The sequence below is a fragment of the Salinicola sp. 4072 genome, assembly GCF_036663415.1.
In the GTDB taxonomy this organism is placed as follows: domain Bacteria; phylum Pseudomonadota; class Gammaproteobacteria; order Pseudomonadales; family Halomonadaceae; genus Salinicola; species Salinicola salarius_A.
This window is the reverse complement of record NZ_JAXOVV010000008.1, coordinates 50,305-63,511: the sequence shown is the minus strand read 5'-3', so window position 1 is coordinate 63,511 and position 13,207 is coordinate 50,305. Positions and strand designations below refer to the sequence as shown.

The 13,207-nt window shown below is 63.3% G+C and carries 12 protein-coding genes; 3 read left to right on the top strand and 9 right to left on the bottom strand.

The window, feature by feature from the left end; all coding sequences use genetic code 11:
- Positions 1-3: 3 nt before the first annotated feature.
- Complete coding sequence (locus tag R3F72_RS07820; RefSeq protein WP_332779366.1) at positions 4-1,455, bottom strand: hypothetical protein; 1,452 nt, start codon at positions 1,453-1,455, stop codon at positions 4-6.
- Positions 1,456-1,604: 149 nt separating this feature from the next.
- Between R3F72_RS07820 and R3F72_RS07815 the strand changes: the two genes are divergently transcribed.
- Both R3F72_RS07815 and R3F72_RS07810 read left to right on the top strand, forming a co-directional pair.
- Positions 1,605-2,591: an aldo/keto reductase gene (locus R3F72_RS07815; protein ID WP_332779365.1), complete on the top strand. Its 987-nt coding sequence runs from the start codon at positions 1,605-1,607 to the stop codon at positions 2,589-2,591.
- 166 nt (positions 2,592-2,757) lie between these two features.
- On the top strand, positions 2,758-3,948 hold the full coding sequence (locus R3F72_RS07810; protein ID WP_332779364.1) for an amino acid aminotransferase: 1,191 nt from the start codon (positions 2,758-2,760) through the stop codon (positions 3,946-3,948).
- A 100-nt stretch (positions 3,949-4,048) separates the two neighbouring features.
- Here R3F72_RS07810 and R3F72_RS07805 read toward each other — a convergent pair whose 3' ends face one another.
- Positions 4,049-4,483: a hypothetical protein gene (locus tag R3F72_RS07805; RefSeq protein ID WP_332779363.1), complete on the bottom strand. Its 435-nt coding sequence runs from the start codon at positions 4,481-4,483 to the stop codon at positions 4,049-4,051.
- Between the two features lie 184 nt (positions 4,484-4,667).
- Positions 4,668-5,480: a 2,5-didehydrogluconate reductase DkgB gene (gene dkgB, locus R3F72_RS07800; RefSeq protein WP_332779362.1), complete on the bottom strand. Its 813-nt coding sequence runs from the start codon at positions 5,478-5,480 to the stop codon at positions 4,668-4,670.
- Between the two features lie 231 nt (positions 5,481-5,711).
- Here dkgB and R3F72_RS07795 point away from each other — a divergent pair, with 231 nt between their 5' ends.
- Positions 5,712-6,854, top strand: coding sequence for an NAD(P)/FAD-dependent oxidoreductase (locus tag R3F72_RS07795; protein WP_332779361.1), 1,143 nt, complete (start codon positions 5,712-5,714; stop codon positions 6,852-6,854).
- 136 nt (positions 6,855-6,990) lie between these two features.
- Here the strand turns inward: R3F72_RS07795 and R3F72_RS07790 are convergent, their stop codons facing one another.
- The 6 genes from R3F72_RS07790 to R3F72_RS07765 form a co-directional block, all read right to left on the bottom strand.
- Positions 6,991-7,578, bottom strand: a complete 588-nt coding sequence (locus tag R3F72_RS07790) for a YceI family protein (RefSeq protein ID WP_303856685.1) — start codon at positions 7,576-7,578, stop codon at positions 6,991-6,993.
- A gap of 90 nt (positions 7,579-7,668) precedes the next feature.
- A complete protein-coding gene (locus R3F72_RS07785) occupies positions 7,669-8,223 on the bottom strand; it encodes a cytochrome b (RefSeq protein WP_332779360.1) in 555 nt (184 codons plus the stop codon).
- 585 nt (positions 8,224-8,808) lie between these two features.
- The gene (locus tag R3F72_RS07780) at positions 8,809-10,041 is read right to left on the bottom strand and encodes an O-succinylhomoserine sulfhydrylase (protein ID WP_332779359.1); all 1,233 of its coding nucleotides are present in this window, start codon (positions 10,039-10,041) and stop codon (positions 8,809-8,811) included.
- A gap of 221 nt (positions 10,042-10,262) precedes the next feature.
- Entirely contained in the window at positions 10,263-11,777 is a 1,515-nt protein-coding gene (purF, locus tag R3F72_RS07775) for an amidophosphoribosyltransferase (RefSeq protein WP_332779358.1), read from the bottom strand.
- A 29-nt stretch (positions 11,778-11,806) separates the two neighbouring features.
- A complete protein-coding gene (locus R3F72_RS07770) occupies positions 11,807-12,430 on the bottom strand; it encodes a CvpA family protein (protein ID WP_087718977.1) in 624 nt (207 codons plus the stop codon).
- A complete protein-coding gene (locus R3F72_RS07765) occupies positions 12,430-13,170 on the bottom strand; it encodes an SPOR domain-containing protein (protein WP_303856735.1) in 741 nt (246 codons plus the stop codon). The genes R3F72_RS07770 and R3F72_RS07765 overlap by 1 nt, the downstream gene beginning before the upstream one ends.
- Positions 13,171-13,207 lie beyond the last annotated feature (37 nt).

Below are 13,207 nucleotides of genomic sequence, written 5' to 3'. Positions count from 1 at the left end.
AGGTCAAACTTCCTGTTCTTCTGTCGTCGTCTCGAGCAGACGCAGCGAGGGCGTGACGGCACCTTCGATGCGCCGGCCGTCGGGGAGCTCGATCGAAAAGGGGGTCTCGTCGATCCCGACGCTGAGCCGGGTATCGAGCAGTTGGGTATCGACGAAGGTGTTGAGCAGCTGCGGCAGGCAGTCCAGGATTTCGGCGTTGGCCGAATCCGAACCCGACTCGAAGTGGTGCCACCCTTCGCTGAGCGCGTCGGGTAGCGACAGCGGCGCCTGGCGCAGGCGCTGGCGCAGTGCCGGGCCGCGGGCCTTGAGGTAGCGCGCCAGCAGCGGATCGGCGCTGGGCTTGTCACGCGTCTCGTCGAAGACCAGCGCCGCCCCGCTGCGCTCGGCGCGGCGGGTTTCGACCAGCGGCAGCAGCGTTTCGACGCGAGGCATCACCACTGCCGTTCCCAGCGGCATCATCCGCGCGACGACCGCTTCCTGCAGGCGCCTGGGCGGCGGCGAGACCAGCAATCGGTGCGCCAGCCCGGCGAAATCGATCACGCCCATGGACTGGATCCGGCCCTCGGCGATGTCCGACAACAGTTCGGAAAGCCGCCGCGACAGGTTTTCGATGGCGTTCAGCACGCGACCGATGGCCCCGGAGAGCATCCGCAGGTCCCACTCCTCTTCCTGGCGTTCGGCCCAGTTGTCGAACTGGGCGATCAGGGCGGGCGCGGCGAGCTGCGCGCGGGCGCTGAGCAAGGTGCTCTGAATCGTGCTCAGGGCGTTGTGATAGTGGCGCTCGTTGTCCATCAGGGCGGCCAGTTTGCCTTCATGAGTGGGGTTCTCGCGCACCCGACGCAGCTCCTGGGTCAGCGCGCGAATCGCCATCAGGATCTGCTGGGTGATGTCGGGCACGCGGGCGTAGTCCCCGCGGGACAGCGCGGCGACGACCTTGGCGGCATCGTATTCGGAGTAGAGCAGGTCTTCGATCTGGCTCGCCAGGGTGACCGCCTGGCGGCCGCTGGGCGTCAGCCTGACCTGGCCGGTCTGGCCCTGCTTCTCGATCAGCGCGGTGCGCTTGGTGCTGCGGCCGCCGCGTATGCCCGGCGCTGCGTCGTCGTCATCGGACTCCTCCCTGTCGTCGCGGCTCGCCTGCCATTCGCGGTAGTGGATCTCGCTGGGCGTCGCCAGCAGGTTGATCACGAAGCTCAGGTCGTCCGCGGGCAGGTCGGGATAATCCCCGCGCAGGTGAGCCAGACAGCGGCGTTGGGTGACAAAGGCGCTGTTGGTGGCGAAGTCCACCTCCAGCAGGTAGTCCAGCAGCAGGCAGCCCAGGTCGAGCCAGTAGCCATCGCGCAGGCCGCGGCGCTGCTCCTGCGTTACCTGCACGAAAGGCGAGCCCGGCTCGTGGGCGCTGTCATGTAGATCCAGCAGCCGCGTCGTCGCGACCAGCAGCTTGTTCCAGGCGGTCATGTCGACTCCAGACGGGGAACAACGAGGGAAAGCGCCGCATTATGCCAAGGTTGGTCTGCCGGGTCATGGCGATCCGGGTAACGATCCCGTCATTGAATGCTATGGTAAGGAACGCCCTTTATTTATTTACGCGTCATCGGGAGAATTTCATGAATTACCGTCGTCTCGGCCGTACCGGCCTCAAGGTTTCCCCGCTGTGCCTCGGCACCATGACCTACGGCACGCCGCAGTGGCGGGACTGGGTGCTGGACGATGCCCAGAGCCGCCCTTTCATCCAGCAGGCGCTGGATGCCGGCATCAATTTCTTCGATACCGCCGACATGTACTCCGACGGCGAATCGGAGCGCGTCGTGGGCAAGGCGCTCAAGGATTTCGCGCGCCGGGAAGAGGTCGTGCTGGCGACCAAGGTCTACAACCCCACCGGCAACAAGTCCCCCAACGAGCGCGGGCTGTCGCGCAAGCACATCCATCACGCCATCGATGCCTCGCTCGAGCGCCTGGGGATGGATTACGTCGATCTCTACCAGACCCATCGCTGGGATTACGACACGCCGATCGAAGAGACCATGGAAGCGCTCCACGAGGTCGTCAAGGCAGGCAAGGCGCGCTATATCGGCGCTTCCAGCATGCACGCCTGGCAGTTCGCCAAGGCCCAGCATGTCGCCGAGCGCAACGGCTGGACGAAATTCGCGACCATGCAGCCGATGGTCAACCTGATCTATCGTGAGGAAGAGCGCGAGATGATCCCGCAGTGTCTGGATCAGGGCGTGGGCGTCATCCCCTGGAGTCCGCTGGCCCGCGGCATTCTCGCCGGCAGCAAGCCGGTGGGCAGCGAAGGCAGCACCACGCGCGCCAAGAGCGACGAGCAGATGCGCAACTGGAAGCTGGGGCTCGATCGTGACGCACCAGTGATTGAAGCGCTGCAACAGGTCGCCGAGGCAAGAAACGTCTCGCCCGCCCAGATCGCGCTGGCCTGGGTGCTGCAGAAGCCGGGGATCACCGCGCCGATCATCGGCGCCAGCAAGTCGCATCACCTGGACCAGGCGCTGGGCGCGCTGAAGATCACGCTGACGGCAGATGAAATCGAAACGCTGGAAGCCCCCTACGTGCCGCACGAGGTCGTGGGCTTCGAATAGTCGTGGGCTTCGAATAGTTGTGGGCTTCGAATAGTCGTGGGCTTCGAGTAAGCGTTCGCAGGAGCCGGCCCGGCCCGAGTGGCGGATCGCCATAGGCAGTGGCATCATGCGATGAGTTGTCGAAAGATCGTCATGGTCCCCAGAAATAGCGAGGTAGTGCACGCTAATGTTTGAGAAGATCGAGCGCGTCCCCGGGGATGCCATCCTCGGGCTGATCGAAGCTTACAATCAGGATCCCAACCCGCAGAAGGTCGACCTGGGTGTCGGCGTCTATCGGGATCCGAATGGCAATACGCCGATCATGCGGGCCGTGAAACAGGCTGAGGCGCGTCTGCTGGAAAGCGAGAAGACCAAGAGTTATATCGGCTCTCACGGCGATCCCCGCTACGGCAAGGCGATTCTTCCGCTGGTGCTGGGTGCCGGCTCGCCGGTACTGGCCGCCAACCGGGCCAGCGCCACTCAGTCGCCGGGCGGCACCGGCGCGCTGCGTCTGGCGGCGGACTTCATCCGCACCCAACTGCCAGGCAAGAGCATCTGGCTCTCCAACCCGACCTGGCCGAACCACATCGGCATCTTCGAAGGCGCCGAGATCCCGATTCAGCGTTATCCGTACGTCGACAGCGACAACCGTCTCGACTTCGAAGGCATGCTGGCCGCGCTCAAGCAGATCCCGCAGGGCGACGTCGTGCTGCTGCACGCGTGCTGCCACAACCCGTCCGGTTTCGACCTGAACCAGGATCAGTGGCGCCAGGTGCTGGCCGTGGTTCAGGAGCGCGGCTTGCTGCCGCTGGTCGATTTCGCCTACCAGGGATTCGGTGACGGCCTGGATGTCGATGCCTTCGGCGTGCGCCTGCTGGCCGAGAATCTCGACGAGATGCTGATCACCAGTTCCTGCTCGAAAAACTTCGGCCTCTACCGCGAACGTACCGGCTGCCTGATCGTGATCGCCAGGACCGCCGAGCAGATGGAGAACGTGCGTTCGCAGATGGCGATCGTCGCCCGCGAGAACTACTCCACGCCGCCGTCGCACGGCGCCGCCATCGTGATCGACATTCTCGAATCCGAAGAGCTGACCCAGCTCTGGAAGAGCGAACTGACCGAGATGTGCGATCGCATCAATTCGCTGCGTCGCGAGCTGGTCGATTCGCTCAAGCCCTATGGCCTGGATCAGCGCTTCGCCCACGTGGCGGAACAGCGCGGCATGTTCTCCTATACCGGTCTTTCCACCGAGCAGGTCAAGCGCCTGCGCGACGAGTTCAGCATCTACATGGTGGGCTCCGGTCGCGCCAACGTCGCCGGCTTCACCAGCGAGAACCTGCCCTACGTGGCCAAGGCGATCGCTGCCGTCGTCGACTGAACTCGGTTCAGCACCGGCAGTAGACCGAAAAATCCCGGCCTAGGCCGGGATTTTTTTTGCCCCCCGCGACGATCTCGCGAGGGTCAGAGTCGCCATGTCATCACTCGGCCAGCGTGTCCGATCCCATCGCCTGCTCGAAGCGTTCCCGGGTCACGCCACCGGCGTCCGCCTCGTTGAGTTGCTGGAACATCGTCTGCCGCTCGGCGCTGACCGCTTCATCCTCGTCGATGACGCCGCTACCATCGACATCCAATTGATCGAAACTCAAGGCATTGGGCCGTTGATCGACCGGGGTCTGTGCGCCGCCATCGGTGAAGCCGGCGTTTTCCCGCCCGACCCCGCCGGACTTCTCGATCGATTCGTGATCGACCTGGGAGGCATTGGCGGGGGCCTCCAGCTCGCCGCTGTCCTGCTTCACGTTCAGCCCCGAGCTTTGCGCCGGTGTCGAGTCCTCCTCCATGGCCGTGGCGTCCTGAGCCCAGGCCGGCAGCGCCAGCAGGCCTGCCACCAAGCCGGCACCCAGGCCCGATAACATGGCCTTTCTCATCATTCGTGTACGCATCGCTGATCCTCTTGAAACGGTGACGCTTTGACCCGTGGGCTCGGCAAAAATTCGCCGGGGCCGAATTTCGGCATCGTATCGCAAGGTTCGGGCCGGATGCCCGCCCTAAGCAGGCGGACGTCCGGCGCCCTGCGCGTCGTCCCACAGGGGGCTGGCGTCACTCGTCCCAGCGAGGGGCAAAGGAGGGATTGGCTTGACGGTCGCCGCGATCGAGACGGTTGATCTGCTCGATCTCGTCGTCGCTCAGGCGGATGTTCATCGCCTCGATATTCGATTTCTGGTTGGCCGGCTTGGTCGAGGAGGGAATCACGATGATGTCGCGCGCCGCGATCCAGGCCAGCGCGATCTGTGCCGGAGAGGCGTCATGCGCCTGCGCGATGCGCTTGAGTACCGGGTCGTCCATCACCTTGCCCACCGCCAGCGGCATGTAGGCCGTCACTTCCAGCCCCTTGGACTGACAGTGTTCGACCAGCTTGCGATTGGCGAGGAAGGGATGCACCTCGATCTGGTTGGTCACGATGTTTTCACCGCCCGGCAGTGTCAGCGCCTCGTCGATCTGGCCGATGGTGAAATTGGACACGCCGATATGCCGGGTGAGCCCGCGGGCACGCGCCGCATCCAGCGCACCGATGGTATCGGCCATCGGCACTTCGCCGTTGGGGGATGGCCAATGGATCAGCACCAGATCGAGCTGGTCGAGGCCGAAGTTCTCGAGGCTCTGCTCGATGGCAGCGGTCAACTGCTTCGGTTCGAGCTTGTCCCACCAGATCTTGGTGGTAACGAACAGCTCGTCACGCGCGATGCCGCTCTGATGGATCGCCTTGCCCACCGCGGCTTCGTTTTCGTACATCTGGGCACTGTCGAGATGACGATAGCCGAGCTCGAGTGCGGACGTCACCGAATCGATCACCGCCTGCTCCTTGAGACGATACGTTCCCAGACCGGGTTGCGGCAGAATATGACGTGCCATGAATGCTTTCTCCTTGAGATGAAAAGTCAGTCGAGGCCAGAGCGCAGCTCCAGCAGTGCAGACCAGCAATACAGACAAGTTACAGTTACGGATAACTACCGGCGTCTTCAAGCCTCTTCCGAGGGCTTGTCCGAATATCGGGCACGCCAGGCACGGCCATGCACCGTCGGTTTTCGGACAGGCCCCATGCACATGCTAGACTGAAGTCCGATTTCCCGCCCGGATCGAGGCATGCCCAATACCCAGCCGAGCTCCTCCGATAACCATCCCGAGGGCCAGCATCTGGTACTCGTCGGCAACGGCGATTCCCATCTTCACGTGGCCGCCCACGCCGAGCGCCTTGTTGCCCATGGCGCTCGCGTCACACTGGTGACGCAACAGGACTTCGCTTTCTCGGACTGGCTCGGCGGGATGCTGGGCGGCGAGTGGCAGCGCGAAGACGTTCGCTTGCCGGCGGACCGCATCGTCGCCCACGGCGGCGCCCATGTTCGCGCCGAGGTGATCCAGGTCGAGCGCCAGAAGCGCCGAATCACGCTCGGTGGCGGCCGTCAGCTCGATTACGACTGGCTGTCGCTCGACCTGCCGCCCGTTCTCGACGAGCATGCCATTCCCGGCTTCTATAGCGCCAAAGGCGTGTTCACCGCTGCCGCCGACGATCTCTGGCAGTTACGCCAGCAGCTGGAAACCCGTCTTGCCAACGCTACGGGCTCGCTTCCCGCCGTCGCCGTCATCGGTGGCGGCCCTGCCGGTGTCGAACTCGCGGCCAACCTGCTGGCGCTGGGTGAACGCTATGGCCGCCGGCTTCCGGTCACCCTGATCGGTAACGACCGCCGCCCGCTGCCCGGCGCCTGCCAGCGGGCCAATCGCTGGCTGATGAAGCGGCTGCTGCGCCGAGGCTTGCGTCTGGAACTGGTCGCGACGGCGACCCGCTACGATCGACATCAACTGATACTGGACGATGGCAGCGCGGTCGATGCCGATCTGCTGCTGGTCACCGACCACCTGCGGCCTTCACCGGCACAGGCTCTCTTCGACCTGACGCCTGACGAGACGGGCCACCTCGACGTCGGCCCCATGTTACGCAGCCGTGAGGATTCGCGACTGTTCCTGGCCCGGGAGACGCCGCCAGATCGCGATCATCCGCTGACGACACGCGAGCGAGCGGCACTGCTGCTGGAATCGCTGGATCAGACACTCAGCGGCGAGCCCCGGACGCTGCGCTACGATCAATTCGAACGCTGGAAGGCACTCAATCTGGGCGATCTCCGCGACATCGCCTGGCGCGGCTCGCTATGGTGTCGCGGCCGCTGGGTCCGGCGCTGGAAGCATCGCCGAGATCGCCGCGAGGTGGCGCACTACCTGGGCAACGCATAGCCGCGAGATATTGCCCGCGCGGGCTGTTGAACACCTTCCCGAAAACGGCAGCGCATAACGCACGATCCCGGCGCCAGGGCCGGGATCGCGTCTATCGAACCACTTGCTTCAGGCGAGGCTCATGGCCCGAGCCTCGTTACTGGCGGATGCCTTCCAGCACCACATAGAGTTCCAGTGTACGCATCGACTCGGGGAAAGCGCTCATGTCGATATCGTAGTCGGCCAGGTTGAGCTCCGTCGTTGCCTCGAAGCCCTGGCGGTAGCCGCCCCACGGGTCGTCGCCGCCGCCGATATGATCGACCTCGAACGTCACCGACTTGGTGACGCCATGGATCGTCAGGTCGCCGGTCATCTCGGCCTCGTCACCGTTGTCGTCGACATCGAAGCCGGTGGACTTGAACGTCGCCTGCGGGAATTCGCTCGCGTCGAGGAAGTCACCGCTCAGAATGTGCTTGTTCCGCTCGGCGTGGTTGGTTTCCAGGCTGTTCACATCCACGGTGACATTGACGCTGGCGTCGTCCGGCGACTCGGGATCGTAGCTGAAGCCCCCGTCGAACGACTTGAAGTCGCCCAGAATGTACGAATATCCCAGATGGCTGATCTTGAACTGGATGAAGGCGTGTTGACCCTCGGTGTCGATCTGGTAGTCGGCGGCCTGTGCCTGGGCCAGCGGCATTGCCGAAGCGGCGGCGATCAGCGTTGCCAGTGCAGTCTTCTTCAACATCGTCATGCTCCTCGAAGCGGTTTGAGTCATCTTGCCAAACGGTCCGGTCCTGGCGACGGCAGCCGACGGCCAGAGCCGGAAATGAAATCCTCAGCGGCGTCTGGCCGCACGGGAGGTCAACATGCGGGTCAGCGTATCCTGACGATCCATCCAGTGATGCTTGAACGCTGCCAGCCCATGACCGAGTGCCAGAATGACCAACGCCCAGGCCGCGTACCAGTGGACGTCACCTGCCAGCACGGCCTGATCCGGCAGCCCCGAGACCAGCGCCGGCACCGTGAACCAGCCGAACACGCTGATCCCCTCGCCTTCCGCGGTGGAAATCAGATAGCCGGAGATCATCACCACGAACATCAGCGCGTAGATCAGCCCGTGCCCGACATGCGCCGCCCGTTGCTCCAGCGGTTTGCCATGGGCGGCCGGCGTCGGCTGCACCAGTCGCCAGACGACCCGAAAGACGCTGACCAGCAGCACCATGATGCCGATCGATTTATGCCACCATGGCGCCAGGTGATACCAGTGATCGTAATAGCCCAGCCCGGTCATCCACCAGCCCAGCGCGAACAGGCCGAAAATCGCCAGCGCGCTCGCCCAGTGAACGGCAATGCTGACCCACCCCCAACCCGATCGCGTATTTTTCCACACGGTACGTTCTCCCGTTGTTCTTCACTCAGCATACGGTTTGCCGAAAGGGAAGCTAGGCCGGGATTCGTAAACCGATTAGTGACGAAAGGGAAACAATAGCCTCGCACATGATCAGATTACGACGAAGAGCAGCTATAGAGTGGAAAAACAGGGAGGGGAATAGAGCAAGGCCACCGGAAACCCGATGGCCTTGGCAACTCACTTGTCGAAGATACTCGTTGTCGACTTCTTGGATACTTTTGCTGCTTTCTTCTCTTTTGCGGTGAGAAGGGGTTTCTTCTTGGTGTTCTTTTTACGATCTTGCCCTTTACTCATGACGGGTTCCTCATAAAGTCAATTTAGCGAACCTGATGGCTACGGCGATTCACTGACTTTTTCAGACAGCCAGACCGTTGTGGCAAACTCAGTATGGCCCCATGCATGAGCGATAGATAGACGTAGCCGGCCGGAACTCGTCGGACAGAAACGACAAGGCTCCAGCGAAGACGCCGGAGCCTTGCCTGCCATCGGAAAGCCGCTGCCAAGGGCATTCCCCGAGCCCGGCACCCGATTTTCGAAGACGACGAACCGAGCCCGTTCAGCCGCCTAGAGCAGATTCAATCCGCGTTCGAGATCGGCCTTGAGATCGTCCAGCGTTTCCAGCCCGACGGCGATGCGAATCAGGCCATCACGGATGCCGGCAGAAGCGCGCTGTTCGTCGGTGAGACGGCCATGGGTGGTGGTGCCAGGGTGAGTGATCGTCGTCTTGACGTCGCCCAGGTTACCGGTGATCGACATCACTCGCGTATTATCGATGACCTTCCACGCGGCCTCCTGGCCGCCCTTCACCTCGACCCCCATGACCGCACCGAACCCCTGCTGCTGGCGCTTGGCCAGCGCATGCTGCGGGTGACTCTCGAGCCCGCTGTAATAGACGCGCTCGATGGCGGGCTGGGACTCGAGCCATTCCGCCATGGCCTGTGCGTTGCGGCTATGCGCCTGCATGCGCAGGCTGAGCGTTTCCAGCCCCTTGAGGAAGATCCAGGCGTTGAACGGGCTCATGCAGGGGCCGCAGGTACGCACCACGCCGTAAAGCTGTTCAAGCTCGGCATCGCGCCCGACCACGGCACCGCCGATCGCCCGGCCCTGACCATCGAGATACTTGGTGGCGGAGTGAATGACCAGATCCGCACCCAGATCCAGCGGCCGCTGCAGTGCCGGCGTCAGGAAGCAGTTGTCGATCGCCAGCCAAGCGTCGTGACGGTGCGCCAGTTCGGCCAGCGCCGCGACATCGACCAGCTCGTTGAGCGGATTAGACGGGGTTTCGGCAAACAGCAGCCTGGTCTTCGGCGTGATCGCCGCTTCCCACTGCGCCAGGTCGTTGAGCTCGACATAGCGCGGGACGACGCCGAACTTGGCCAGGTACTTGTCGAACAGCGCAATGGTCGAGCCGAACACCGAACGCGAGACGATCACCTCGTCGCCGGCCTTGAGTAGCGCCAGCACGGTGGAGAGAATCGCTGCCATGCCGGAGCTGGTGGCGACGCAGCGCTCGCCGCCCTCGAGCGCCGCCAGACGCCGCTCGAAATTGCGCACCGTCGGGTTGGTGAAGCGGGAGTAGACGTTGCCCGGCTCCTCGCCCTTGAACTTGCGCGCCGCTTCCGCCGCACTGCCGTAGACGAAGCTGGAGGTCGGAAAAATCGGCTCGCCGTGTTCCTGCTCGTGGGTGCGCTCATGCCCCGCACGAATTGCCAGCGTCTCCAGGCCTAACGTTTCCAGGCCCGATGCTTCCAGACCCGGTGTTTCCAACCCCGGCGTGGGGGCGTCGTCAAAACTCATCCTTCAGCTCCTGAAAAACAAGGGAGCCTCTGATTAACGTCATGAGCGCAGGCAAGACAAGGCAAAAATCAACGAAACAGCGGAGTTTACGAGGATGTAAATGAGCCTTTTGAGTTGATTTTTCACACCGTATTGCCCAGCGGAATAGTTAATCAGAGGTTTCCAAGATCCCGTGAGAGCCCGGCACATGCGGCCAGGCCCAGGTTCGATCGCCCTGGCGATCAATCGTCCTCGCTGTCGTTGTGCAGATCGACGACGGCATTGAGGCTCTCGCGACCGGACTTGGCAGCATCGTTACGCGCCGCTTCCAGCGCCGTGAAATAGTCCTCGTCGACATCGCCCGTGACGTAGTTGCCGTCGAAGACCGAACAGTCGAAATCGTCCAGCGCCGGGTTGACCTCGCGGCATGCCGCCTTGAGATCCTCGAGATCCTGGTAGATCAGCCGGTCGGCGCCAATCAGTTCGCCCACTTCGGCATCGGTGCGGCCATGAGCGACCAGTTCGGTGGCGACCGGCATATCGATACCGTAGACGTTGGGGTAACGCACAGCCGGCGCGGCGGAGGCGAAGTAGACCTTGTTGGCGCCGGCATCGCGGGCCATCTGGATGATCTGCTTGCAGGTCGTCCCGCGCACGATCGAGTCGTCCACCAGCATCACGTTCTTGCCTTCGAACTCGCTGGCGATGGCGTTGAGCTTCTGGCGGACCGACTTCTTGCGCTGGGTCTGCCCGGGCATGATGAACGTCCGGCCGATGTAGCGGTTCTTCATGAAACCTTCGCGGAACGTCACGCCGATGTGCTGGGCCAGTTCCAGCGCCGTGGTCCGGGAGGTATCGGGAATCGGAATCACCACGTCGATGTCGTGATCCGGCCACTCGCGCTGGATGCGGTCGCCCAGCTTGCGGCCCATCTGCATCCGGGTACCGTAGACATAAGCGCCATCGAGCATGGAATCGGGCCGCGCCAGATAGACGTGCTCGAAGATGCACGGGGTCAGCCGCGGCTTGTCGGCGCACATCTGCGTATGGATGTTCTTGTCCATGTCGACGAAGATCGCTTCGCCCGGCGCCAGGTCCCGCACCAGCTCGAAGCCGGCCACATCGAGCGCCACCGACTCGGAGGCGATCATCACCTCCTGGCCCTCGGGCGTCTGACGCGTACCGTAGACGACCGGACGAATGCCGTGGGGATCGCGAAACGCCACCAGCCCGAAGCCGTTGATGATCGACACGGCGGCGTAACCCCCGCTGCAGCGCCGGTGAACGCGGCGCAGCGCATCGAAGATATCCTCCGGCGTCAGATACAGTCCCTGCTTGCCCAGTTCGTGCGCGAACACGTTGAGCAGCACCTCGGAGTCCGAGCTGGTATTGATATGGCGCAGATCGGAGGAGAACAGCTCCTGCTTGAGCTGATCGGAGTTGGTCAGGTTGCCGTTGTGGGCCAGGGTGATGCCGTAGGGCGAATTGACATAGAAAGGCTGGGATTCGGCCTCGCTCGCCGTACCGGCGGTCGGGTAGCGGACATGACCGATGCCCACATTGCCCTTCAGCCGCTTCATGTGACGCGTATGGAACACGTCCCGTACCAGCCCGTTGTTCTTGCGCAGCAGAAAGCGACCTTCATCCCAGGTCATCATGCCGGCGGCATCCTGTCCGCGGTGCTGCAAGACCGTCAACGCGTCATAGATCAACTGATTGACCGCTTCATTGGCCATGAGGCCTACGATACCGCACATGCCGACTTACCTCGCTTGGTCGCACCCATTCAGGGCGCCGGTTTTTCGGCCGGAACAGGGGCGGGAATCGTCACCCCCTGCCCGTCCTGACTGTATGAAGAGCTGGATGAAGCGTCGTCTCGCCCCGGTAGCGTCATCGGCAGGTGCCGCATCGCCTCTTCGGCGGCGGACGGGTCGACGTCCCAGCTCTGCAGCTGAACCACCGCCCAGGTCCGCAACGACTCGAACGATGGTCTCAACTGCGCCTGCTGCCAGGCCTGCAACTGGGCCAGCGGCGTCAAGCCTATGACGACCGTGACGATCACCAGGATCGCCCCGCCGCGAGCCAGACCGAAGATCGCTCCGGCCACGCGGTTGAAGAATCCCATGCCGACCCACTCGATCGCCGCATTGAGCAGGCGGATGATGAATCCGCAGATCATCACCACCACGAAGATGATCAGCACGAACCCCAGTACCAGACGCGCATCGGGATGCGAGATGTAGGGCTCCAGGAGATCGGCGATCGGCTTGGCGAATATCCGCGCCGCCAGCAGCGCCACGATCCAGGCGCCGAGTCCCAGCGCCTCCCGTACCAGGCCACGCATGAAACCTGCCAGCATCGATATCGTCAATACCAGCAGGAAAGCGTAGTCGAGCCAGGTCAAAGTCATCAGCTACCCGGTTTGCGAATCAGCAGTCCCTGGATATTGGCGGCCTGCTTGAGCTCGGATCGCGCCTTCTCGCCGGCATCCGACGAGGAGAACGGGCCAACGTAGACCGTGGTCAGGTTGTTGTCCCGCGGCTGCGAATAGGCCGCGAAGCCCTGCTCCTTGAGCTTGGCGGTCAGGCGTGATGCGTTGTCCGCCTGTCCGAAGCTGCCGACCTGCACGACCCAGCCGCCATCGCTGCTGGCGGCAGTGCGCTCGGGTGCCGATGCCTGCTGCGTGGAGGACGGCTGCGACGAGGACTGCACCGGCGCCGAGGGTTCCGGTTCGGCCGGACGCGGTTGCGGCTGGCTCTGCTCCGCCTGCGCGATCTCGGCGATCGGATCGCTGTCGTCGCCGGAAGTCGTGCCGCTCTGGCCGAACGAATCCTCGCTGCCGGCACCGAGCTGGCTACGCGTATCCGGCTCCGGCACGGTGTTGTCGCCCGCGCTGCCACCATCAGCGCTCATGCTGCCGCCGTTGCCGGCACCCTGATTGCCGTTGGCGGCGACCGATGCCGGCGGTTCGGGCGATTCGATGATGCGCTGACGAGTTTCGCCGCCCTCGATCGGCTGCTCGATGACCATGACCGGGCCCGGCTCCTGCTGACGCGGCTCGGGATCGTCGAACAGCATCGGCAGAAAAATGGCCCCCAATGCGACGAGAATGACCGCACCACTGATACGTTCACGCCATCCGTACTTCATGGGACCTTGACCTCCTTGATAGCACCTTGATCTTCTT

Excerpts from the sequence above, each read along its gene's own strand:
- dkgB (WP_332779362.1), bottom strand. The coding sequence starts at position 5,480 with ATGGCACGTCATATTCTGCCGCAACCCGGTCTGGGAACGTATCGTCTC.
- R3F72_RS07815 (WP_332779365.1), top strand. The coding sequence starts at position 1,605 with ATGAATTACCGTCGTCTCGGCCGTACCGGCCTCAAGGTTTCCCCGCTG.
- R3F72_RS07795 (WP_332779361.1), top strand. The coding sequence starts at position 5,712 with ATGCCCAATACCCAGCCGAGCTCCTCCGATAACCATCCCGAGGGCCAG.
- purF (WP_332779358.1), bottom strand. The coding sequence starts at position 11,777 with ATGTGCGGTATCGTAGGCCTCATGGCCAATGAAGCGGTCAATCAGTTG.
- R3F72_RS07805 (WP_332779363.1), bottom strand. The coding sequence starts at position 4,483 with ATGTTATCGGGCCTGGGTGCCGGCTTGGTGGCAGGCCTGCTGGCGCTG.
- R3F72_RS07770 (WP_087718977.1), bottom strand. The coding sequence starts at position 12,430 with ATGACTTTGACCTGGCTCGACTACGCTTTCCTGCTGGTATTGACGATA.
- R3F72_RS07810 (WP_332779364.1), top strand. The coding sequence starts at position 2,758 with ATGTTTGAGAAGATCGAGCGCGTCCCCGGGGATGCCATCCTCGGGCTG.
- R3F72_RS07790 (WP_303856685.1), bottom strand. The coding sequence starts at position 7,578 with ATGTTGAAGAAGACTGCACTGGCAACGCTGATCGCCGCCGCTTCGGCA.
- R3F72_RS07765 (WP_303856735.1), bottom strand. The coding sequence starts at position 13,170 with ATGAAGTACGGATGGCGTGAACGTATCAGTGGTGCGGTCATTCTCGTC.
- R3F72_RS07780 (WP_332779359.1), bottom strand. The coding sequence starts at position 10,041 with ATGAGTTTTGACGACGCCCCCACGCCGGGGTTGGAAACACCGGGTCTG.
- R3F72_RS07820 (WP_332779366.1), bottom strand. The coding sequence starts at position 1,455 with ATGACCGCCTGGAACAAGCTGCTGGTCGCGACGACGCGGCTGCTGGAT.